Raw genomic sequence first — 22496 nt, 5'->3', positions numbered from 1 at the left:
CTCAGCGCGAGCGCGAATACCGCAGCAGCAGCAGGTCGCCGGCCGGGATCGCGTGCACGAGCCGCATCGACCGGTCGACCTCGGGCGCGCCGCGGACGATCCGTCCGGCCTCGCCCGCCACGAGCTTCGGGCTGAGGCTCAGGCACAGCTCGTCGACCCGGTCGGCCTCGATGAGCGAGCCGAACAGGTGCGGGCCGCCCTCGCACAGCACCTGCGGCATCCCGGCGTCGGCGAGCGCGTCGACCATCCCGCGCACGTCGACGGATGCCTCGCCGGCCACGATCACGTCGGCCACCTCGGCGAGGGCCTCACGCCGGTCCGCGGGCGCGGCGGCGTTGGTCACGACGATCGGGCGTTCCACGGCATCCGCGAAGAACGGATGCTCGGGCGACAGGCCGAGCCGCGCCGAGACCACGCCGACCCTGGGCTGCGCGGGGAGGCCGTGCGCACGCCGCCACGCGGCATCCGCCTCGCCGACCTGCAGCCCGCCGTAGCCCTCGACGCGCACCGTGCCGGCGCCGATCAACACCACGTCGGCGAGGGTGCGCAGCACCTGCATCGCGAGCCGGTCGTGCTCGTCGCCGAGCCCGCCACTGCGGCCCTCGAGCGTCACGGCGCCGTCGAGGCTCATCACGAAGTTCATCCGCACCCGTGGCGTCGCGCGGTCGTCGATCGCGTAGGCCTCGAGCAACTGCTCCCGCGTCGGTGCGCTCATGACTCCTCGTTCGGTCCGTCGACCACGTTGTGCTGCAGGCGCGCGGGCTCGCGCCATCCCATGATCGCCTCGACCATGCGCGCCGCGTCGACCGACTCGGGCACGTTGTGCATGCGCAGGATGCGCGCGCCCTGGGCGACGCTGAACACCGCCGCCGCGAGCGAGCCCGCGAGCCGCTCCTCGCGCGGCCGGTCGAGCGACTCGCCGATGAAGTCCTTGTTCGAGACGGCGGCCACGAGCGGGAAGCCGAGTCGGGTGAGCTCGCCGAAGCGACGCGTCAGCTCGAGGCTGTGCCGCGTGTTCTTGTTGAGGTCGTGGCCCGGGTCGAGCACGATGCGCTCCTCGGGCACGCCGTGCGCCACGGCGAGCGCGGTGCGCTCCTCGAGGAAGGCCGCGACCTCGGCGACCACGTCGTCGTACTGCGGTCGCGGGAACCACTGCCGCGGCTCGGCCCGGCTGTGCGTGATGACGAGCGTCGCATCGGATGCCGCGACGACGTCGGCGAGCGCCGGGTCGTGCACGCCCGTCGTGTCGTTGATCACGTGCGCGCCCGCCGCGATCGCGGCGGCCGCGACCTCGGCGTGGAACGTGTCGACCGAGAGCGCCGCCCCCGCGCCGGCGAGCGCCTCGACGACCGGCACCACCCGGTCGATCTCCTCCGCGACGGGGATCGCCGGGCCTGGTCCGAACTTCGCGCCGCCGATGTCGATCCACGCGGCGCCCTGCTCGACGGCACGCCGGCCCGCGGCGACCGCGGCGTCGAGGCCGAAGGTCGCGCCGCGGTCGTAGAACGAGTCGGGGGTGCGGTTCACGACCGCCATCACCGCGATCGTGCGCCGGAAGTCGACGTCGAATCCGGCGATCCGGCGCACGGGGTGCGCGTACTCGGGCTCGACCCAGCCGAGCGGGAGACTCATGCCGCGGCTCCGGAGGCACGCCTCATACGCGGGCCTCCTGGAGCAGCACGTCGAGCGGCACGTCGGGGTCGACGAGTCGCTTGACGTCGATGCGGGCACGCGAGCGGATGAACTCCTGCACCTGCTCGTTCACGTCCCACACGTTGACGTTCATGCCGGCCACGACCCGGTCGTCGGCGAGCCAGAACGCGATGAACTCGCGCCCGGGCACGTCGCCCCGGAACACGGGCTCGACGCCCGTCATGAGGGGCGCGTAGCCCGAGTACTCCATGCCGAGATCGTACTGGTCGGTGTAGAAGTAGGGCGGCGCGTCGTACTCGATCGACTCGCCCGCCATCGCGCGTCCGGCCGCCGGCCCCTGGTTCTCGGCGGTGGCCCAGTGCTCGGTGCGCAGGTGCGAGCCGAGGAACGGCTGGTAGACGCTCGCGACGTCGCCCACGGCGTAGACGTCGTCGGCGCTCGTGCGGAACGCGGCATCCGTCACCACGCCGTTGTCGACCTCGATGCCGGCCGCCTCGGCGAGCGCGGTGAGCGGCACCGCGCCGATGCCGACGATGACCGCGTCGGCGGGCACGACCTCCCCGCCCTCGAGCGCGACGCCGGTCGCGCGTCGGCCGTCGCCGACGATGCCGTCGACCGTGGTGGACATGCGCAGGTCGACGCCGTGCTCGCGGTGCAGCCGTGCGAACACCTCGCCCGCGGTGGGTCCGATCGCCGCCTGGAGCGGCACCGCCTCGGGCGCGACGACCGTGACCTCGTTGCCGTACCCGCGCGCGGCGGCGGCCACCTCCAGGCCGATCCAGCCGGAGCCGATCAGCACGATGCGGCGTCCGCCCGGCGAGAGCAGGTCGCGCAGCGCGATGGAGTCGCCGATCGTGCGCAGCACGTGCACGCCCTCGAGGTCGGCGCCGGCGCCCGGCCAGTGCCGGGGCGCCGAGCCGGTCGCGAGCAGCAGGCGGTCGTAGCCGAGGTCGCGGCCGTCGTCGAGCCGCACGCGGTGCGAGGGCAGGTCGAGCGAGGTCGCACGGATGCCGCGGAGCACCTCGACCCGGTGCTCGTCGTACCACTCGGCGGGGTGCACGTCGACGGACTCGCGCGTGCCGGTGCCGTTGAGGAACTCCTTCGACAGCGGCGGACGGATGTAGGGCATGGCGTCCTCTGCCGCGACGATGCGCACGGGCCCGTCGTACCCTGCTGCTCGCGCGCCCTCGGCGGCGCGGGCCCCGGCGAGGCCGCCCCCGACGATGACGATGCCGTGCTCGGTGCTCATGGCGTGCGCTCCGTTCCCGCCGCCTCGCACCGCGACTCGAACTCGCGGCGGAGGCGTGCGTCGTCTCGGAGGAGCCCGGTGAAGCTCCTGGTCGTGGTCACGCTGCCCACGATACGTGGCCCCCGCAGCGACATGCAGAGGTGCTCGGCCTCGAGCACGACACCGGTGCCGCGCGGCGCGAGCTCGCCCTCGAGCCACTCGGCGAGCTGCCGCGTCATCCGCTCCTGCACCTGGAGCGCCCGAGAGGACTGCTCCACGATGCGCGCGAGCTTCGACAGGCCGACGAGCCGGTCGCCCGGCAGGTATCCGATGTGGGCGACGCCGCGGAACGGGAGCAGGTGGTGCTCGCAGAGCGAGTGGAACGGGATCCCCGCGACGACGACGAGGTCGTCGTAGCCCTCGTCGTTCGGGAACGTCGTCGCGCGGAACGGCTCGGGCGTGAGGAGCTCGATGAGCGCGTCGGCGGCGCGGCGCGGCGTCTCCGCGAGGTGCGGCGAGTGGAGGTCCTGCCCGAGCGCGACGAGCAGGTCCGCCACGGCGGCCCGCGCACGGTCGCGGTCGATGACCGGCCGCGCCTCCTCGTCGTCGGTGACGGCGTGCAGCGACACGACCGCCGGCGTTCCCTCGGGGCTCATCCCGCACCTCCTCCTGGCGCGTCCACCTCGGCCACGCGCCCTCGACACCCTGTGCGATCGACGCTAGGTCGGGCTCGGAATTCTGTCAACGGATCCTGTTTTTAGAGTAGAGTGACGGGCATGGCATCCGACGGCGGACCTGAAGCCGGCGGCCGCTGGTCGGCCGCCGCCCTGCTGGCCGACCCCCTGCGGCGGCGCGTCTACGCCGCCGTCGTCGAGCACGACGACGGCGTGACCCGCGAGGCGGTCGCGCAGGAGCTCGACCTCGCCCGTTCGACGGCGGCGTTCCACCTCGAGCGCCTCGCCGCGGCCGGCCTCCTGGCCGTGGAGTTCCGGCGCGTCAACGGACGGTCGGGCCCCGGCGCCGGGCGCCCCGCGAAGCTGTATCGCCGCGGCGACTCCGAGTTCGCGCTGAGCGTGCCCCGCCGCCTCTACGCGGTCGCGGGCGGCGTGATGGCCGAGGCGATCGAGCACGCCGCTGCGGGCGCCTCTCCGAAGGCCGCGCTGCACGACGCCGCGAGCCGCGCGGGGCATCGGCTCGCGGCCGGAGCGGCGGACCTCGAGGGAGCGCTCCTGCGCGAGGGCTTCGAGCCGCGCGCCGAGGGCGACGACACCGTGCTCGGCACGTGCCCGTTCCACAAGCTGGCGCAGCAGCATCCGGGCGTCGTCTGCGATCTCAACCACGCGCTCGTGTGCGCCATGGCCGACGAGGTCGGCGCGGCATCCGATCGAGTGCAGCTCGACCCGGGCGCCGGCGGCTGCTGCCTGCGCATCGCCGGGTCATTCGATTCGCCCAACTGACTCTCAGACGAATCACAGCGAACTTCAAGAGAATGAGGGTCATGAGTGATGGACCCCGCATTCTCATCGTCGATGACGAGCCCAACATCCGCGACCTCCTCACGACGAGCCTCAGGTTCGCCGGGTTCGCGGTGCGCGCCGTGGGCAATGGCGCGCAGACCATCAGCGCAGTCCTCGAGGAGGAGCCCGACCTCATCATCCTCGACGTGATGCTGCCCGACATGAACGGCTTCGGCGTGACCAAGCGCCTGCGGTCGGCCGGGTACACGGCGCCGATCCTCTTCCTCACCGCGAAGGACGACACCGAGGACAAGATCACCGGCCTCACGGTCGGCGGCGACGACTACGTCACCAAGCCGTTCAGCCTCGACGAGATCGTCGCGCGCATCAAGGCGATCCTGCGCCGCACGATGCACGCCGAGGAGGACGCGGTCATCCGCACCGGCGAGCTCACGATGGACCAGGACACGCACGAGGTCCTCGTCGGCGACGTGCCCGTCGAGCTCTCCCCCACCGAGTTCAAGCTCCTGCGCTACCTCATGCTCAACCCCAACCGCGTGCTGTCGAAGGCCCAGATCCTCGACCACGTCTGGGAGTACGACTTCAACGGCGACGCCGGCATCGTGGAGAGCTACATCTCCTACCTGCGCCGCAAGCTCGACCAGCACTCCAGCGAGCCGCTCATCCAGACGAAGCGAGGATTCGGGTACATGCTGAAGTCCTCCAAGCCCTGACTCAGGCTTCGCCGCCTAGACTCGGCCCGCCATGCATCAGACGATTTCCGAGCGGTGGAACCGCATCTCGCTGCGCACCAAGATCACCGGGGTGACGGTGCTGATGCTGACCCTCGGACTGCTCGTCTCGGGCATCGGGACCGCGGCCATGCTGCGCTCCTACGTCGAGGACCAGATGGCGTCCAAGCTCGACACCATCGCCGCGGGCAGCCTCGACAAGTACTTCGAGGGCCAGAACATGCCCGGCGCGAAGGCGAACCTCGACGACCTCTCGTTCGCGTCGTCCGACGACGTGTTCGTCGCGATCTACGACCCGATCACCGCGAAGCTCTACGACCACAACTGGGAGCAGCGCGGCAGCGGGTCCTACCCCGAGATCCCGTCGAGCCTCACGGTCGCCGAGGTCAACGTCACGAACGAGCGCAGCCAGAGCGGCAAGTACACCGTCTACCAACTCGAGGACGAGAGCGGCCAGCCCACCTTCCGCGCGGTGAGCGCGCTCATGACGGCCGACCAGCACGGCAACTACGCGCCGATCATCATCGCGATCTCGTCGAAGGACACCGAGCGGCTGCTCGCCGTGTACCTCACGATCTTCCTCGGCTTCGGCCTCGGCGTGGTGCTCGTCGGCGCCCTGCTCACGCGCATGCTCGTGACCTCGACGTTCACGCCGCTGCGCGAGGTCGAGCGCACGGCCGCGGCCATCGCCGACGGCGACTTCGGCCAGCGCCTCGGCGGCGCCACCCCGAACACCGAGGTCGGGCGCCTGAACCGCTCGCTCAACACCATGCTCAACCGCATCGACCGGGCGTTCCGCGACCGCGCGCGCACCATCGAGCAGATGCGCCGGTTCGTCGGCGACGCCTCGCACGAACTGCGAACGCCGCTCGTCTCGGTGCGCGGCTACGCCGAGCTCTATCGCATGGGCGCGCTCCAGACGCCCGACGAGGTCGCGCAGGCCATGGACCGCATCGAGAAGGAGGCCATCCGCATGGGCGGCCTCGTCGAGGACCTCCTGGCCCTCGCCCGGCTCGACGAGGCGAAGCCGCTCGAGCTCGCCGAGGTCGACCTCGTGCCGCTCGCCCGCGACGCAGCGCTCGACGCCATGGCCGCGAACCCCGGCCGAACGGTCACCGTGATCGCACCCGAAGAGCTCGGCGGCGCGGATGCCGCGGGCCAGGCGACCCCAGAGCTCGAGGTCGAGCTGGAGCCCGACCGTCCGGCGGCGGGCGCGATCTCCTTCGCGGGCGCCACCCTGGCGCGGCTGCGCGGACGGCGGCCCCGCGGCGGCGGCGAGTCGCCGACGTCGGGCACAGCACGACGCGGGGCGGGCCAGCGCGCGGGCGCCGGGGCATCCGGATCGCGTCGCAGCCAGTCGGCCCGGGCTCGCACCTCGTCGAGCGCCGACGCCCGCATCACGACCTACCCGAGCGTCGAGCCGCAGGGCGACGAGTCGCTGCCCGCGACGACCGTGACCGACGGCACGGTCATCGCGCCCGTGCGACGCGCAGTGGTGCTCGCCGAGGAGAACAAGATCCGCCAGGTCATCACGAACCTGATGGCGAACGCGATCCGGTTCACGACCGACGACAGCCCGATCGAGATCCGGGTGTCGGTCGACGACGCGGCGGAGCGCGCCATGATCGAGGTCGTCGACCACGGCGAGGGCATCCCGTCGCAGATCCGCGAGAAGATCTTCCAGCGCTTCTGGCGCGCCGACACGTCGCGCACGCGCGAGACCGGCGGGTCGGGCCTCGGGCTCGCGATCGTGTCGTCGATCATCGCGGCGCACAACGGCTCGGTCGACGTCGTGGAGACGCCGGGCGGCGGCGCGACGTTCCGTGTGTCGCTGCCGCTCGCGGGCTCGTCGGCGGCGCCGCAGTCGGTCACGTCGGCCTGAGCGCCCGGCGTCGCGTCGACCGCCGCGTTCGCGTGCGGCGTCGGGTCACTCGTCCTCGACATCGTCGGTCGAGCGGATGCCGCGCACCGCACGTCCTCGGCGTGAGATCGGGCCACGAGGCGTCGACCTACCGTGGGGTCCCACCCACCGATGAAGGGACCACGATGACCACCTACCACGTCGACGCCGCGCAGGTGTCCGCCGCCACCCACTCGGTGCAGGGCACCATCGGCCGCATCCAGTCGGAGGTGGGCTCGCTCGTCGCGCAGCTCACCGGCCTGCAGTCGTCGTGGACCGGCCAGGCCGCCACGGCCTTCCAGGGCGCGGTCGCCGACTGGCGCACGACGCAGCTGCACGTCGAGCAGAGCCTCGCCCAGCTCAGCCATGCCCTCGGCGTGGCGGCGACGCAGTACGCGGAGGCCGAGCAGGCGAACGCGCGACTGTTCCTGCGGTAGCGCGCGACGGCGTCGCGGGGACTCATCCCCGAACACGACGATGGGCGCCTCCCGGAGGAGACGCCCATCGCGTTCGGGCACGAGGCCCTGAGGTGTGCGGACTAGAAGTCCATGCCGCCCGTCGGGTCGCCGACCGGAGCCGGGTTCTTCTCGGGCTTGTCGGCGACGACGGCCTCGGTCGTCAGGAAGAGGCCGGCGATCGACGCCGCGTTCTGCAGCGCCGAGCGCGTCACCTTGGCGGGGTCGATGATGCCCTGCGCGACGAGGTCGCCGTACTCGCCGGTCGCGGCGTTGAGGCCGTGACCCGCCGGGAGCTCCGCGACGCGCGCCGCGACGACGCCCGGCTCGAGGCCCGCGTTGAGGGCGATCTGCTTGAGCGGCGCCTCGATGGCCACCTTGACGATGTTGGCACCGGTCGCCTCGTCGCCCACGAGCTCGAGGTTCGCGAACGCCTTCTGGCCGGCCTGGATGAGGGCGACGCCACCACCGGCGACGATGCCCTCCTCGACGGCCGCCTTCGCGTTGCGAACGGCGTCCTCGATGCGGTGCTTGCGCTCCTTGAGCTCGACCTCGGTCGCGGCACCCGCCTTGATGACGGCCACGCCGCCGGCGAGCTTCGCGAGGCGCTCCTGGAGCTTCTCACGGTCGTAGTCGGAGTCGGTGTTCTCGATCTCCGAGCGGATCTGCGCCACGCGGCCGGCGATGGCCTCGGGGTCGCCCGCGCCCTCGACGATGGTGGTCTCGTCCTTGGTGATGACGACCTTGCGAGCCTGGCCGAGCAGGTCGAGGGTGACGTTCTCGAGCTTGAGGCCGACCTCCTCGGAGATGACCTGGCCGCCGGTGAGGATCGCGATGTCCTGGAGCTGCGCCTTGCGACGGTCGCCGAAGCCGGGGGCCTTGACGGCGACCGACTTGAAGATGCCGCGGATCTTGTTGACGATGAGCGTCGCGAGCGCCTCGCCGTCGACGTCCTCGGCGATGATGAGCAGCTGCTTGCCGGTCTGGATCACCTTGTCGACGATGGGCAGCAGGTCCTTGATGTTCGAGACCTTGCCGTTGACGATGAGGATGTACGGGTCCTCGAAGACCGCCTCCTGGCGCTCGGGGTCGGTGACGAAGTACGCCGACAGGTAGCCCTTGTCGAAGCGCATGCCCTCGGTGAGCTCGAGCTCGGTGCCGAAGGTGTTCGACTCCTCGACGGTGACGACGCCCTCCTTGCCGACCTTGTCGATCGCCTCGGCGATGATCTCGCCGATCTGCGGGTCTGCGGCCGAGATCGACGCGGTCGCGGCGATCTCCTCCTTGGTCTCGACCTCCTTGGCGGCGTTGAGCAGTTCCTCGGAGACGGCCGCGACGGCCTTCTCGATGCCGCGCTTGAGCGAGATGGGGTCGGCGCCGGCGGCGACGTTGCGGAGGCCCTCGCGCACGAGCGCCTGGGCGAGCACGACCGACGTGGTGGTGCCGTCACCGGCGACGTCGTCGGTCTTCTTGGCGACCTCCTTGACGAGCTCGGCGCCGATCTTCTCGTACGGGTCGTCGAGCTCGATCTCCTTGGCGATCGACACGCCGTCGTTCGTGATGGTGGGGGCACCCCACTTCTTCTCGAGCACGACGTTGCGACCGCGCGGGCCGAGGGTCACCTTGACCGCGTCGGCGAGCTGGTTGAGTCCACGCTCGAGCCCGCGGCGGGCCTCCTCGTTGAAAGCAATGATCTTTGCCATGTGTGTCTCTCGTCCCTTCTCGGACGTCTCAAAGATTCGTTGGTTAGCACTCAAATCGAGTGAGTGCTAAGACGATTCTGGCACTCGACCGTCGCGAGTGCAAGCGAGCGCGGATGCCGCGGGCGCCGTCGCGCCCGTGTTCGCCGAGGGCGCGACGGCTCGAGCGGCCCCGGGACGCGGCCTCGCGGCATCCGTGATCGATCAGGGCGCGAACGCCGCGGAGCCCTCGTTCGGAACGAGCTCGATCCAGGTGTTGCCCGGCGCGAGCCGGAGCGTCGAGCCGTCGTCGGCCGTGAGCGTGATCGGCGCGCCGGCGTCGGGCTTCGTCCACGTGCCGTGCGCCGTGCGCCCGCCTGCCGACACCCAGGCCTCCCCGGCGCCCGTGAGCGCCGTGAGCGGCACCTCTTCATACGGCCACTCGATCGCGACGCGCAGCGTGACGACATTCGTCGCCCGGATGCGGTCACCCGACGCCTCGAGGTCGGGGGTACCGTCCTGCATGCGGAGCCACGCGTACGTCGTCGGATCCCACTCCCACGACGGACTGCTGGACTCCGAGAACACCAGCTCGATGCGCGACGTCGGCGTCGCAGTGAGCGCGGGCGCGGCGAGCGGATCGGCGGTGCCGTACGCGAACTGCACGGGCGGCGGGGCGAGCCCGGCGTTCGCGGCGACGGCGGCGGCCGCCGCGAGGATCATGTCGTGCGGAATCTCCCGATCGTCGGCGCGATCGAAGTACGTCCCGTCGTCCTCGTCGCCGACGAGGTTGAGCAGCGGCGTCGCGTGCATGAGGTCGACGAAGTACTGCTGCCCTCCCGAATACGCGATGATCCCGCCGAGCGGGCTCGCGATGAGGGGGTCCATCGGGCGCACCGAGCGCACCGGGCCCACCACGTCGGGCACGTCGGAGTGCCAGACCGCGAGGTACCTGGTCAGCCCGCCCTCGACGAGCTCCTCGTACACGAGGTCGGTGCGGTTCAGCGCGATCTGCGGGCGGGCGTCCCAGTGGTTGTCGATCTTCACCGCGAGCGACGGATGCCGCATCGCCGCGGCATCCGCGGGCGTTCCGCGCAGCGGGGCGAAGGCGATCCCGATCGGCACGGCGTCGGCCGCGGGACGTGCCTCATGCGTGGGCGTCGGAGTCGGCAGGATCAGGTCGACGGACCCCGCGTCGCAGGCGCAGAGGAGCAGTGCCGATGCCGCGATCGCGACCAGCGGCACACCCCTGCGCCCCAGGACCGGGCGGGCACGCCGTGCCATGGCGCCATGCTAATCACGCGGGAGTACCCCCGGGAGGTCCGGCGCACCGATCGATGGGCCCCGCGCACCCCCAGAACCGGGCACACGGATGCGCGCGGCATCCGCCCACGAATGCACGAACGCGCCGCCGGCGAACCGGCGGCGCGTTCAAGCTCGTGGGGATCAGGCCGGGCGGACGGCCTCGGCCTGCGGGCCCTTGGCGCCCGTGCCGACCTCGAAGACGACCTGCTGGCCCTCTTCGAGGACCTTGTAGCCCGCCATGTCGATCGCGGAGTAGTGGACGAACACGTCCTGGCCCCCGTCGACCGTGATGAACCCGTATCCCTTTTCAGCGTTGAACCACTTGACGGTTCCGTTCGCCATGCGTTGCTCCCATGTTGCCGTGTGTCGATCAGCACGTGCCTGTCGCCTGTACCGGGCCCCCTCGTTCGTGCTGACGAGGCACCTCGTTCGGCACCGGGCGTTTCACACGGGATAGAGCGACCAATTCCAGATACTAACGACGTGACGTCGCGGCACAAGAGGCCGGACGCAAGGAAATGTCGCAGAATGGCAACGATTCGGTCGCGATCAACCGCCGGTGGCGGCTGCGTAGTCGGAGCCCACCACGAGCACGAGCGGAGTGCCCACCTCGGCGAACTTCGCGTCGAGGCGCACGTCGGCCTCGGGGATCGCGCCGGCGACGCCTCGCGCCGCACCTTCGAGGTCGGCCGTCGCGTAGTAGACGACGGTCTCCTCGAGGTCCTGCTCGCTCGCGTTCGCGGTCGTGCCGACCGGGATCCCGGCGGCCGTCAGCGTCTCCGCGGCCCGTGCGGCCAGACCGCTCGTCGTGGTGCCGTTGAGGACGGTGACGGGGATGTCGGGCGCCACGGTCGGCGCCGCCGTCGCGACGGGCGTCGGCGTGGGCGTGGCGACCCCGGTGTCGCCGAAGTCCAGTCGGTCGTTGAACACGATCACGGAGCCGATCCCCACGGCGACGAGCACGACGGTCGCGAGCGCGGCCCAGCCGAACGCCACCCAGCGCGCACCGCGCCGCGCCGGAGCACGGTGGGCCCCCACCCGCTCGATGCCGTGCGGGATGGAGTCGAATCGATCGCGGGGGAACTTCTGCGCCATGGGGTCCAGTCGTCGGGGGGTCGGGGGTCGTGCTCAGTCGAGCGGTCGGCCGATCGAGAGCGAGCGACGCGCGCGCGTCGCCGCGCGTGCCTCGCGCATCCGCTGCAGGCGCTTGACCAGCATGGGGTCGTGCCGGAGCGCTGCAGGCGAATCGATGAGCTCGCCGAGGATCCGATAGTAACGGGCGGCCGAGATCCCGAACTCCTCGCGGATCGCCTCCGCCTTGAGGCCGGCCTGCTGCCACGCCCGGCCCTCGAACGCGAGCACGCGCCTCGCGCGGTCGTCGAGGCCGGACTCGCCGTCGTCGCGGGCGGGCACGCGCTCGGCGGTCATGCGTCCTCCCGTCCCCGGCGGGCGGTCGCCGCCTGCAGCACATCCTAGGGACCGGACGCCGAGTGTCGGCCGAGCGTCGCGGCGTGTGCGTCGCCCGTGCGCGGAACACGGCGCATCCGCCGGGCGTTGCACCCGCTTGCAGGAAGACCTGCGAGCATGGATGCCGGCCATCACGGCAGCAGATCGGAAGGAGCGCCCCGTGGCGTATCGCGTGGAGAAGACCGACGAGGAGTGGCGCGCCGAGCTCGCCGGCGAGCAGTACGCGGTGCTGCGCCAGGCGGCGACCGAGCGTCCGTGGACGGGCGAGCTCCTCGACGAGGAGCGCGCCGGCGTCTACGCCTGTGCGGCGTGCGGCGCCGAGCTGTTCAAGAGCGGCACGAAGTTCGACTCGGGCTGCGGCTGGCCGAGCTTCTACGAGTCAGTGCGACCCGAGGCCGTCGAGCTCATCGAGGACACCTCCCTCGGCATGACGCGCACCGAGGTGCGCTGCGCGAACTGCGGCTCGCACCTCGGCCACGTATTCCCCGACGGCTTCGGCACGCCCACGGGCGACCGGTACTGCATGAACTCGATCGCCCTCGACTTCACGCCGGAGTCCTAGGCGTGGGCTCCGCGCTCGAGGCGGCCCTCGCCAGGCGTTCCGCCTCGAAGGTGACGGATGCCGCACCCGACGACGCGGCCCTGCTCGAGCTGCTCGAGGCGGCGTCGCGCGTGGCCGACCACGCGTCGCTGCGGCCGTGGCGCATCGTCGCGCTGCGCGGCGCCGCGCGGGAGCGGCTCGGTACCGCGCTCGCGGCGGCGTCGGGTGCGGAGGGCGACGCGGCGGCGAAGCTCGCGGGCAAGCCGCTCCGGGCGCCGCTCCTGCTCGGGGTGGTCGCGGTGACGGTCCCCGATCACGAGAAGGTCCCCGTGTGGGAGCAGGAGGCGTCCGCGGCCGGCGTCGCGCACCTGCTGAGCCTGCTGCTCGACGAGGCCGGCTGGGGCGTCATGTGGCGAACGGGCCCGTACACGCGGCATCCGCTCGTCGCCGAGGTGCACGGCCTCGCCGCGAACGAGCACCTGCTCGGCTGGCTCTACGTCGGAGGTCTGCCCGACGGGCGCCGCGGCGAGCGCCGCACCGACCGCATCTCGGCGAGCCGGCTCACGGTGCTCGACTAGGCGCGATCGGCCTCGGCGGGCTCCGACTCGGGCTCCGACCCGGCGTGCTTCGGCGGGGTGCCGTCGGGCGCGACGACGGGGATCGCGCCCGTTCGCGGCGGCGGCGGGATCGCATGCCGGCGACGCGTCCAGCCGAGGCTCGCGATGACGACCGCGACGAGCGCGAGCACCGTGCCGCCGATGGTCGCGACGTCGACGGGCCGGCCGGCCGTCGGCACGAGCAGGTCGAGCGACAGGGCCGCCGCGAGCTGGCCGGCGACGCCGCACAGGGCGAGCACCAGCACGCCGACGATGCGCACGAGCACGGCCTGGCCGGCGATGAAGACGCAGCCGATCGCCCCGCCCGCGTACAGCCACCAGTCGGTCGGCATCGCCTCGGGCCAGCCGGCGGATGCCGCGTGCACGAGCATGACCACGACGAGCGCCGAGGTGCCCACGCCGAAGTTGAACACGGTGGCGGTCAGCGCGCTCTCGGCGGCGCTGCGCACCCGGCCGTTGACGGCCTGCTGCCAGGCCGCGCCGATGCCGGCGACGAACGGCAGGAGCATGAGCAGGATGGGTACGTCGTGTGCGAGCTGCGCCGACACCGTCCAGCCGATCGCGGCGAGCGCGAGCACCGCGCCGATCACGCGGTTCGGCGTGAGTGGGCGACGCCCGCCCGGACCGAGTCCGACGAGGTCGAACACGATGCCGCCGAGCGTCTGGCCCGCCACGATCGCCACCGTGAAGAGCGCGACGCCGACGACGCCCGCCGAGAGCCCCTGCGTGATCACGAACCACGCGCCGGCGAGGCCGCCGAGCACCATCCACCACGCGAGCCGCCGCTCGCGCAGGGCCTGCGCCACCCGGCCGAAGCCCTGGCGACCCGGCCGCCACGCGACGAGCACGACGAGCAGGATCACGAGCCCGCTGCCGAACGAGATCGCCGCGGCGGTGTAGGGGTCGTCGATCGCGTGCGCGAGCTGCCCGTTGATGCGCGACTGCAGCGCGGTCAGGGCGCCGCAGGCGAGCGCGAACACGATCGCGAGCCACATCGGGAGGCGGGTGCGCTCCACGTGGGCATGGCGGTGCTGGTGCTCGGACGGGGCGGCCGTGGCCGCGGCATCCGTGCTGGGATTCTCGGTCAAGAGCCGGCTGCGGGACTCGAACCCGCAACCACCGCTTTACAAGAGCGGTGCGCTACCAATTGCGCCAAGCCGGCGAGGGCGCGATGCCTCCCCGACATCCTATCGACAGCACGAAGGCCCGGCACGGGCCGGGCCTTCGGTGGTGCAGCGGCCGGAGCCGACGGCGCCTACTGCTGCGACGGCGTCGGGGTCGGCGTCGGCGTGGGCGTCGCGCCCGAGTCGTTGAAGGTCGCGCTCGTCGCCTGGAGGACGAAGGCCTGGAACTCCTGCGGGTCCTCGAGCGAGCCGCCGTACTGCTGGCCGTTCACGAGCACCGTCGGGGTGCCCGTGACCGAGGGCAGCTCGGGGTCGGTGTTCGGGATCGGCTCGGTCAGCGAACGATTCGTGGCATCCCGCACCCAGGCCTTGAACTGCTCGTCGTCGATGCACTTCTCGATCGTCGAGAGGCTGGACACGCCGACCTCGTCGGCGAGCGACTTCAGCTCGTCGTTCGTGAGGCCCTCGGAGCCCTCTTCGGGCTGGTTCTCGAAGAGGATCGCGTTGAAGTCGAAGAACGAGTCGGGCGACGAGTCAGCCACGCACGCCGCGGCATTCGCGGCGCGGTCCGAGTACCGCGTGCCCGCCGACTTGTTCGAGAGGATCGCGATGGGGTGCAGCTCGAGGGTCGCGGCGCCCGATTCGACCATCGTGCGGATCGAATCCGAGTTCGTCGCCTCGAACTGGCCGCAGAACGGGCACAGGTAGTCGACGTACATGACGATGTTGGCGACCTCGCCGCTTTCGTCGGGCGTCGTGGGGGTCGGGGCCTCACCAGCAGCCAGCGCCGGCGTCTCGACGGCCACGATGGTGCCGTCCTCGCCGGCGGTCATGAGGATGCCATCGCTCGCCATGTTCGCCGGGCCGGGCCCGTCGGGCTTCACATTCTGGAAGATCAGGGTGCCGACGAGTGCGGCGATGGCGATGACCGCGACGATGATGCCGCCCTGGATGAGGACCTTGTTGCGACGCTCCCGCTTCTTCTGCTCCTCCCGGAGGATCCGGGCCTTCTCCCGGGCCGCGTCCCTGCGTTCGTTACGGGTCTGGCGTGGCTGATTGGATCCGCCGTAGGTCATCAGATGGTCAACTCCGGTCGCTGTGTGGGCGCGCGCGAATGCATGCGAACGCACCCACGATAGTAGGAAGCGTGTCTGGGAATCACCCAAGCGGATGCCGCGTGCAGGCCGCGTCCGACATGGGAGAACGCCCCACGTCGCGCAGGGGCCGTTCACGACCCCGCGGCTCGGGCACACGGACCGCGATTCGGACCGTGCTCACGCGTATGGGATACTGAGCGGGCGTCGATGGCGACGCACTCATCCATTCACTACGGATCGTCCGGCACGTACCTGCCGGTGAAGGAGAAGCAGAACCATGGCAACCGTCACGTTCGACAAGGCCACCCGGCTCTATCCCGGTGGCACCCGCCCCGCGGTCGACAAGCTCGACCTCGACATCGCAGACGGCGAGTTCCTCGTCCTCGTCGGCCCCTCGGGCTGCGGCAAGTCCACCTCGCTCCGCATGCTCGCCGGCCTCGAAGAGGTGAACGAGGGCAACATCTTCATCGGCGACCGCAACGTCACCGACGTGCCGCCGAAGGACCGCGACATCGCCATGGTCTTCCAGAACTACGCGCTGTACCCGCACATGACCGTCGCCGAGAACATGGGCTTCGCACTCAAGATCGCGGGCGTCGGCAAGGAGGAGCGCGCCGCTCGGGTCCTCGAGGCCGCGAAGCTGCTCGACCTCGAGCCGTACCTCAGCCGCAAGCCGAAGGCCCTCTCGGGCGGCCAGCGCCAGCGCGTCGCCATGGGCCGCGCGATCGTGCGCCAGCCCCAGGTGTTCCTCATGGACGAGCCGCTGTCGAACCTCGACGCCAAGCTCCGCGTCCAGACCCGCACCCAGATCGCGTCGCTCCAGCGCCGCCTCGGCGTCACCACGGTCTACGTCACGCACGACCAGACCGAGGCCCTCACCATGGGCGACCGCATCGCGGTGCTCAAGGACGGCATCCTCCAGCAGGTCGGCACCCCGCGCGACCTCTACGAGTCGCCGAACAACGTGTTCGTCGCCGGCTTCATCGGCTCGCCCGCGATGAACCTGTTCCACGCCGACCTCGTCGAGGGCGGCATCATGTTCGGCACCGCCAACGTGCCGGTCGAGCGTGAGGCGCTCGCCGACACGAGCAGCACGGTCGCCACGATCGGCGTGCGTCCCGAAGACATCATGGTGTCGCCGCACGAGGGCGAGGGCCTCGCGGTCGACGTCGACCTCGTCGAGGAGCTCGGCGCCGACGGCTACCTCTACGGCCACTCGACGGTCGAGGGCAAGCGCACCGACATCGTCGCGCGCGTCGACGGTCGCGTGCACCCGAACGCCGGCGAGCGCGTGTACCTCACGGCCACGCCGGGCCACGTGCACATCTTCGACGCCGAGACGGGCCTCCGCCTCAGCAAGAAGCCGGTCGTGGCCTGAGGTCCACGCGACAGCCGATGATGCCGGCCGGGGTTCGCCCCGGCCGGCATCGCCGTCTCCGAGCGGACGCGGGCCTGCGGCATCCGTGCGCCTGCGGCATGCGTGCAGCGCGGCTACGCTGAACGACGATGAGCGGTTCACTTTCGATCACGTCGGCCATGGCCGACCCGGCCCTGCTCGACCTCCCGTGGGACCTGCCCCTGGAATCGTGGCCGAACGACGCGATCGCCGCACTGCCCAAGGGCATCTCGCGGCACCTCGTGCGCTTCGCCCATCTGGCCGGACACGTCGTGGCGATCAAGGAGACCACGGCCGAGATGGCCAAGGGCGAGTACGAGATGCTGCGGATGCTGCAGCGCATCGAGATCCCCTGCGTCGAACCGGTCGCCGTCATCACCAACCGTTCCGACGCCGACGGCGAGGAGCTGAAGCCCGTGCTCGTGACCCGGCACCTGCGCTTCTCCCTTCCCTATCGTGCGCTCTTCTCGCAGACGCTGCGCCCCGACACCGCGACGCGCCTCGTGGACGCCCTCGCGGTGCTCCTCGTGCGCCTGCACATCGTCGGGTTCTTCTGGGGCGACGTATCGCTCTCGAACACGCTGTTCCGTCGCGACGCGGGCGCCTTCGCGGCGTACCTCGTCGACGCCGAGACCGGCAAGCTCTACGAGGGCGGCCTCTCGAACGGCCAGCGCGAGAACGACCTCGAGATCGCGCGCGTGAACATCGCCGGCGAGCTGCTCGACCTCGAGGCGGGCGGGCGTGTGGCCGATGAGCTCGACCCGGTGCGCATCTCGAACGGCATCGTCGAGGCGTACCGCAGCCTCTGGAAGGAGCTCACCGGCTCGGAGTCGTTCTCGACGGCGGAGCGGTGGCGGATCAACGAACGCGTCAACCGGCTCAACGACCTCGGGTTCGACATCGAGGAGCTCGCGATCCGCACCGACGACACCGGTACGACCGTGCGGATCCAGCCGAAGGTCGTCGACGCCGGGCACCACCAGCGGCGCCTCCTGCGGCTCACCGGTCTCGACGCCGGCGAGAACCAGGCCCGCCGCCTGCTCAACGACCTCGACTCCTACCGCGCGGCGTACGGCAAGGGCGACCTCGACGAGGAGATGGTCGCGCACGAGTGGCTCATGCGCGTCTTCGAGCCGGTGGTGCGCGCGATCCCGGTCGAGCTGCGCGGCAAGCTCGAGCCGGCCGAGGTGTTCCACCAGCTGCTCGAGCACCGCTGGTTCATGGCGCAGCAGGCGGGGCACGACATCCCGCTCGCCGAGGCGGTCTCCTCCTACGTCAACACCGTGCTTCGGCACCGGCGTGACGAGGCGACGGTCATCGGGCCGCCGACGGGGTCGACGGCGACGCTCGACGTGGTCGCGCCCGAGACCTCGGCCATCGCCGTCGTCGATCCCGACGACGAAGAGGACTGGCGCCTCAAGGTCTGAGCCGGTCGCGGCGGCGGCGGTCTGCGGCCCGGCCCGGCTTGGCTTGGCGCAGCACCGTCAGACGAGCAGCCGCAGCGGATGCTCCAACAACGCGGCGAAGGCTGCGAGCCAGCGCGCGCCGACCGCGCCGTCGAGCACGCGGTGGTCGGCCGAGAGCGTCACGGTCATGACGGTCGCGGCGACGAGCTCGCCGTCGACGACCACGGGCCGCGGCGTCGCGGCCCCCACTGCCAGGATGCCGGAGCGCGGCGGGTCGATGATCGCCGTGAACGCCGTCGTGCCGTACATGCCGAGGTTCGAGACGGAGAACGCTCCGCCCGAGAGCTCGGCCGGACGCAGGTGCCCCGAGCGGGCGCGGTCGGCGAGGTCGCGCGTCGCGCGGGCGAGGTCGGCGAGCGGCATCTGGTCGACGCCCCGGATCACGGGGGCGATGAGGCCGTCGTCGAGGGCGACGGCGATCGCCACGTCGACGCCGTCGAAGCGGCGGATGGCGTCGCCGAGGAAGATGGCGTTCGCTTCGGGCACCTCGCGCAGCGCCAGCGCGACGGCCTTCACGACGAAGTCGTTGAGCGAGATGCGCTCACCCGTCTGCTCGAGGAGGTCGGTCCGCAGGCGCACCAGCGCGTCGACGCGGCAGTCGGCCCGCACCTCGAAATGCGGCACGGTCGTGACGCTCTCGGTGAGCCGTCGGGCGATCGCCCGGCGCATGGGCGTGAGCGACTCGTCGGTGAAGCCGGCCTCGGCCCGCGCTTCCATCGGGCGTGCGGATGCCGCGGGGGCGGACGGCACGGCAGCCGGCTCGGCCTCGGGCCCGGCGCTCGCACCGGCGTCGGCCGTCACGGCCGCGGCCGCCAGGAGCTCGGCGACGTCGCGGCGGACGACGCGTCCGCCGGGTCCGCTGCCCGAGACGTCGGCGAGGTCGAGGTGGTGCTCGCGCGCGAGGCGACGCACGAGCGGGCTCACGAACCGTCGCCCGGTGGGCGTCTCGGGCGTGGTCGCCGACTCGGCGGCGGCGACGGGCGCGTCCGGCTCCGCCGCCGAGGCCGCGGCATCCGTCGTCTCGGCCGGGGGCGGCGCGGGCGCATCCTCGAGCACGGGGGCCCCGGACTCGGGGTCCGTCGGCGCCGGCGCGGGCGCCGCGGCATCCGTCGCCCCTGACCCCGCCATCGTGGCGACGGACTCGGCGTCGGCCGCGCGCCGCGCGTCGTCGGCCGACTCCCCCGGCTCGGCGAGCACGAGGATCGGCGACCCCACCGCGACCGCCTCCCCCGCGCCCACGAGCAGCGCTGCGACGGTCCCGGCGTCCTCGGCGCCGTACTCGACCACGGCCTTCTCGGTCTCGATCTCGGCGACCGGCTGGCCGAGCGCAACGTCATCGCCGGTGGCGACGAGCCAGGACTGCAGCGACGCCTCGGTCGCCCCGGCCATGACCGCCGGCATCCGCACGACGATGGCCATCAGGCACCGCCTCGCCCGACGCGGATGCGCTCGAGACCGGCCACGACCTCCTCAGTGCGGGCGATCGCGGCGCGCTCGAGCACCTTCGAGATGCTCGGGCTCGCCTCGCCGCCCGTCACGCGCTCGATGGGCTGGTCGAGCCAGTCGAAGAAGCGGCGCTGCAGCTCGTCGGCGAGCCGGCCGCCGTACGACGTGCCGCGGGCGCCCTGCTCGACGATGAGCACGTTGTTCGTCTTGCGGATGCTCGCGCCGATCGTCTCCCAGTCGAGGGAGGCGAAGTCGAGCCAGCGCAGGTCGACGAGCTCCGCGTCGATGCCCGACTGCTCGATCGCCTCGAGGCAGTGGCCGACCATCGAGAGGTAGCTGATGACCGTGACCTCGGTGCCCTCGCGCCGGATCGCCGCGCGACCCGGCGGCAGCACGTAGTCGAGATCGCCGGCCGGCACGGGGTCGCGTCGCGCGTAGAGGTCGACGTGCTCGATGACGAGCACGGGGTCGTCGAGGGCGAGCGCCGCGTTCATGAGGCCGATGTAGTCGGCCGCGGTCGACGGCGCGACGATGCGCCAGCCCGGGCTCGTCGAGAAGACGCCGGCCGGGTCCATGAGGTGCTGGGAGCCGTAGCCCGATCCCATCGCGACCTTCGTGCGGAGCACGAGCGGGATCGGGTTGTCGCCGCCGAACATGTGCCGCGCCTTGCCGATCTGGTTGAACACCTGGTCGGCCGCGACCCACGTGAAGTCCGCGTACATGAACTCGACGATGGGGCGGAACCGCCCGTCGAGCGCGAGGCCGCCTGCGAGCCCGGCGAACGCGTTCTCGCTGATGGGGGTGCCGAGCACGCGACCCGGGTACGTCGCGGCGAGGCCCTTCGTCGCGCCGTTCGTGCCGCCCGCGAGCCGGTGGATGTCCTCGCCGAGCACGACGATGCGCTCGTCCTGCGACATGCGGCGGTCGAGCACGGCCGCGATGGCGTCGACGAACCGGGTCTCCTCCTCCGCGCCGGCGTCGTTGCCGGGGCTGACGGATGCCGCCGGGTCGGCCACGCGCGCGTCGGCGAGCTCGCTCGCGTCACCGCGGATGCCCACGTCGACGAACGACGGATCGGGCCACAGCGCCGGGACGATGCGGCGTTGCCCCTCCGTCTCGGGGTCGTCCTCGACGAGCTGGGCGACGGTCTCGCGCATCGCCTGCACGGCCTGCTCGCGCACGGAGGCCGCCTCGGCCTCGTCGACGTGCCCGAGCGCGCGCAGCTCTCGTTCCATCCGCGCGATCGGGTCGCGGTCGCGCCACGACTGCTCCTCGTCCTTCGTGCGGTAGCCGAACGCGCTGCCGGGGAAGGGCCCGTTCTGGTGGAAGTAGCGGTACACCTCCGCCTCGATCACGACCGGGCCGCCGCCCGTGCGGAGGAGTTCGAGTGCCTCGGCGGTGGCGAGGTGCACGGCGAGGGGATCCATGCCGTCGACGCGCCAGGCCGGCGTCGCGAACCCGAGTCCGCGCGCCGAGAGGCGCCCTTCACGGGTGACCTCGTCGATGCGCGTCGCGACGGCGTAGAGGTTGTTCTCGATGAAGAACGCGAGCGGCAGGTCCCATGCCGAAGCGAGGTTCATCGTCTCGAGCACCGAGCCGATGTTCACCGCGCCGTCGCCGAAGTAGGTGAAGGTCGCGTCGCTCGTGCCGGCGTGACGCTGCGCCCAGGCGCTGCCCGCCGCTCCGGGAACGCCGCCGCCGACGATCGCGTTCGTCCCGAGCGCCCCGGCCTCGAGCCACTGCAGGTGCATCGAGCCGCCGCGTCCGCGGCAGTACCCCTGCGCGAGTCCGAGGATCTCGGCGAGCGTGCGCCGGAGCACCTCGGCCACGTCGGGCGTCACGACCGCGTCGAGCGCGAAGCGACCGCCCGTGACGTGCGTGAGCGCCTTCGCGAGGAACTGGTGGTGCCCGCGATGCGAGCCGTTCACGGCGTCCGTCGACCGCAGCCCGATGATGGAGCCGACCGCGCCGCCCTCCTGTCCGATGCTCGAGTGCGCCGGACCGTGCACGAGGCCGGCTCCGGCGAGGTCGAGCACCGCCTCCTCGAACGCGCGGATGAGGTGCAGCTCGGCGAGCATGCCCGTGAGCAGCGCGGGATCGGCGGCGCGCCAGTCCTCCTCGGTCGAGCGCAGCTCGATCCACGGGGCGCCGGGTGCGAGGGGCTCGCGGGTGGGCATCACGCCCTCCTCTCCGTCGACGGGGCGCGCGGCGCCGCATCGACGCGGGCGTCACGTGCCGCCAGCATATGGCGCGTTGCATCCAATCTCAATGGATTCAGCGACATCTGCTCGCAATCCGGCGCGCATCGCGTGATACTGGATCCAATACGACCCGCGGGCTCGGCTCGACCGGACGCGCGGGAGAGCGGAACGCGAGGACGCGACCATGCCACTGCCCGGACTGCGCGGCGCCGACCACCTCGGCATCACGGTGCCCGATCTCGAGGAGGCGCACGAGTTCCTCGTCGACGTGCTCGGCGCGCAGTACGTCTACACGCTCGGACCGTTCCAGCGCGACGACGACTGGATGCAGGAGCAGCTCGGCGTGCATCCCCGCACGGTCATGCGCGAGCTGCGCTTCTACCGCCTCGGCCACGGCACCAACCTCGAGGTGTTCCAGTACGAGGCCGCCGACGGGCAGAAGCCGGTGCCGCGCAACAGCGACCTCGGCGGGCATCACCTCGCGATCTACGTCGACGACCTCGACGCGGCGGTCGAGTACCTCCGGTCACGCGGGGTCGAGGTCATGGGCGAGCCCGTCGCGAGCCGCAACGCCAGCGAGGGGCAGCGCTGGGTGTACTTCCGCGCGCCGTGGAGCATGCAGTTCGAGCTCGTCAGCTTCCCGAAGGGCAAGGCCTACGAGGCGGATGCCCCGGTGCTCCTGTGGCATCCGGCCCACCCCGAGGCGTGAGCA

At 71.8% G+C, this 22496-nt stretch carries 22 protein-coding genes and 1 tRNA gene; 9 read left to right on the top strand and 14 right to left on the bottom strand.

Annotated elements, in window-relative coordinates:
• Position 1: 1 nt before the first annotated feature.
• Genes ACWGO8_RS13215 through folE form a run of 4 tightly spaced genes read right to left on the bottom strand, consistent with a single transcriptional unit; the run spans position 2 to position 3537 of the window.
• A complete protein-coding gene (locus ACWGO8_RS13215) occupies positions 2 to 715 on the bottom strand; it encodes a pyrimidine reductase family protein (RefSeq protein WP_452043454.1) in 714 nt (237 codons plus the stop codon).
• Complete coding sequence (gene folP / locus ACWGO8_RS13210) at positions 712 to 1632, bottom strand: dihydropteroate synthase (RefSeq protein ID WP_452043453.1); 921 nt, start codon at positions 1630 to 1632, stop codon at positions 712 to 714. Before folP ends, ACWGO8_RS13215 begins: the two co-directional genes overlap by 4 nt.
• Positions 1633 to 1654: 22 nt before the next feature.
• Complete coding sequence (locus tag ACWGO8_RS13205; RefSeq protein WP_452043452.1) at positions 1655 to 2902, bottom strand: NAD(P)/FAD-dependent oxidoreductase; 1248 nt, start codon at positions 2900 to 2902, stop codon at positions 1655 to 1657.
• Positions 2899 to 3537, bottom strand: a complete 639-nt coding sequence (gene folE, locus ACWGO8_RS13200; protein WP_452043451.1) for a GTP cyclohydrolase I — start codon at positions 3535 to 3537, stop codon at positions 2899 to 2901. The genes ACWGO8_RS13205 and folE overlap by 4 nt, the downstream gene beginning before the upstream one ends.
• 120 nt (positions 3538 to 3657) lie before the next feature.
• On the opposite strand from folE, the gene ACWGO8_RS13195 reads away from it, so the two are divergent.
• From ACWGO8_RS13195 to ACWGO8_RS13180, 4 genes are all read left to right on the top strand, one after another.
• Positions 3658 to 4338 (top strand): helix-turn-helix transcriptional regulator, encoded by a 681-nt coding sequence (locus ACWGO8_RS13195; protein ID WP_452043450.1) that lies wholly within the window; start codon positions 3658 to 3660, stop codon positions 4336 to 4338.
• A 41-nt stretch (positions 4339 to 4379) separates the two neighbouring features.
• Positions 4380 to 5072 carry a response regulator transcription factor gene (locus ACWGO8_RS13190; RefSeq protein WP_148733976.1) on the top strand — a complete coding sequence of 231 codons (693 nt, stop codon included), beginning with the start codon at positions 4380 to 4382 and terminating at the stop codon, positions 5070 to 5072.
• 31 nt (positions 5073 to 5103) lie between these two features.
• Entirely contained in the window at positions 5104 to 6972 is a 1869-nt protein-coding gene (locus ACWGO8_RS13185; protein ID WP_452043449.1) for an ATP-binding protein, read from the top strand.
• Positions 6973 to 7136: 164 nt separating this feature from the next.
• Complete coding sequence (locus ACWGO8_RS13180; RefSeq protein ID WP_452043448.1) at positions 7137 to 7427, top strand: WXG100 family type VII secretion target; 291 nt, start codon at positions 7137 to 7139, stop codon at positions 7425 to 7427.
• Positions 7428 to 7528: 101 nt separating this feature from the next.
• Here the strand turns inward: ACWGO8_RS13180 and groL are convergent, their stop codons facing one another.
• From groL to ACWGO8_RS13155, 5 genes are all read right to left on the bottom strand, one after another.
• Positions 7529 to 9148 carry a chaperonin GroEL gene (gene groL, locus ACWGO8_RS13175; protein WP_452043447.1) on the bottom strand — a complete coding sequence of 540 codons (1620 nt, stop codon included), beginning with the start codon at positions 9146 to 9148 and terminating at the stop codon, positions 7529 to 7531.
• 201 nt (positions 9149 to 9349) lie between these two features.
• Positions 9350 to 10408 (bottom strand): DUF3048 domain-containing protein, encoded by a 1059-nt coding sequence (locus ACWGO8_RS13170; RefSeq protein ID WP_452043446.1) that lies wholly within the window; start codon positions 10406 to 10408, stop codon positions 9350 to 9352.
• A 162-nt stretch (positions 10409 to 10570) separates the two neighbouring features.
• Complete coding sequence (locus tag ACWGO8_RS13165) at positions 10571 to 10771, bottom strand: cold-shock protein (protein ID WP_376954195.1); 201 nt, start codon at positions 10769 to 10771, stop codon at positions 10571 to 10573.
• Between the two features lie 207 nt (positions 10772 to 10978).
• Complete coding sequence (locus tag ACWGO8_RS13160; RefSeq protein WP_452043445.1) at positions 10979 to 11524, bottom strand: LytR C-terminal domain-containing protein; 546 nt, start codon at positions 11522 to 11524, stop codon at positions 10979 to 10981.
• A 33-nt stretch (positions 11525 to 11557) separates the two neighbouring features.
• Complete coding sequence (locus ACWGO8_RS13155; RefSeq protein WP_452043444.1) at positions 11558 to 11857, bottom strand: DUF3263 domain-containing protein; 300 nt, start codon at positions 11855 to 11857, stop codon at positions 11558 to 11560.
• Between the two features lie 199 nt (positions 11858 to 12056).
• Here ACWGO8_RS13155 and msrB point away from each other — a divergent pair, with 199 nt between their 5' ends.
• Entirely contained in the window at positions 12057 to 12458 is a 402-nt protein-coding gene (gene msrB / locus ACWGO8_RS13150; RefSeq protein WP_452043443.1) for a peptide-methionine (R)-S-oxide reductase MsrB, read from the top strand.
• A gap of 2 nt (positions 12459 to 12460) precedes the next feature.
• Complete coding sequence (locus ACWGO8_RS13145; protein ID WP_452043442.1) at positions 12461 to 13015, top strand: nitroreductase family protein; 555 nt, start codon at positions 12461 to 12463, stop codon at positions 13013 to 13015.
• Here ACWGO8_RS13145 and ACWGO8_RS13140 read toward each other — a convergent pair.
• From ACWGO8_RS13140 to ACWGO8_RS13130, 3 genes are all read right to left on the bottom strand, one after another.
• Complete coding sequence (locus ACWGO8_RS13140; protein ID WP_452043441.1) at positions 13012 to 14142, bottom strand: DMT family transporter; 1131 nt, start codon at positions 14140 to 14142, stop codon at positions 13012 to 13014. The two genes, ACWGO8_RS13145 and ACWGO8_RS13140, sit on opposite strands and share 4 nt — an antisense overlap.
• A gap of 1 nt (position 14143) precedes the next feature.
• Positions 14144 to 14216, bottom strand: a tRNA-Thr gene (locus ACWGO8_RS13135).
• Positions 14217 to 14309: 93 nt separating this feature from the next.
• On the bottom strand, positions 14310 to 15254 hold the full coding sequence (locus ACWGO8_RS13130) for a DsbA family protein (protein ID WP_452043440.1): 945 nt from the start codon (positions 15252 to 15254) through the stop codon (positions 14310 to 14312).
• A 298-nt stretch (positions 15255 to 15552) separates the two neighbouring features.
• On the opposite strand from ACWGO8_RS13130, the gene ACWGO8_RS13125 reads away from it, so the two are divergent.
• Positions 15553 to 16653: an ABC transporter ATP-binding protein gene (locus ACWGO8_RS13125; RefSeq protein ID WP_452043439.1), complete on the top strand. Its 1101-nt coding sequence runs from the start codon at positions 15553 to 15555 to the stop codon at positions 16651 to 16653.
• Between the two features lie 128 nt (positions 16654 to 16781).
• On the top strand, positions 16782 to 18098 hold the full coding sequence (locus tag ACWGO8_RS13120; protein ID WP_452043438.1) for a DUF4032 domain-containing protein: 1317 nt from the start codon (positions 16782 to 16784) through the stop codon (positions 18096 to 18098).
• Between the two features lie 57 nt (positions 18099 to 18155).
• Here ACWGO8_RS13120 and ACWGO8_RS13115 read toward each other — a convergent pair whose 3' ends face one another.
• Together ACWGO8_RS13115 and ACWGO8_RS13110 are read right to left on the bottom strand one after the other, a co-directional pair.
• Positions 18156 to 19556, bottom strand: coding sequence for a dihydrolipoamide acetyltransferase family protein (locus ACWGO8_RS13115; protein WP_452043437.1), 1401 nt, complete (start codon positions 19554 to 19556; stop codon positions 18156 to 18158).
• Entirely contained in the window at positions 19556 to 21760 is a 2205-nt protein-coding gene (locus ACWGO8_RS13110; protein WP_452043436.1) for an alpha-ketoacid dehydrogenase subunit alpha/beta, read from the bottom strand. Before ACWGO8_RS13110 ends, ACWGO8_RS13115 begins: the two co-directional genes overlap by 1 nt.
• A 208-nt stretch (positions 21761 to 21968) precedes the next feature.
• On the opposite strand from ACWGO8_RS13110, the gene ACWGO8_RS13105 reads away from it, so the two are divergent.
• Entirely contained in the window at positions 21969 to 22493 is a 525-nt protein-coding gene (locus tag ACWGO8_RS13105) for a VOC family protein (RefSeq protein WP_452043435.1), read from the top strand.
• The last annotated feature ends 3 nt before the right edge of the window (positions 22494 to 22496 follow it).

The sequence above is a fragment of the Agromyces sp. NPDC055661 genome (assembly GCF_053618135.1).
Note: the sequence above shows the minus strand (reverse complement) of the source record. Positions and strands in the feature narration are given on the sequence as shown.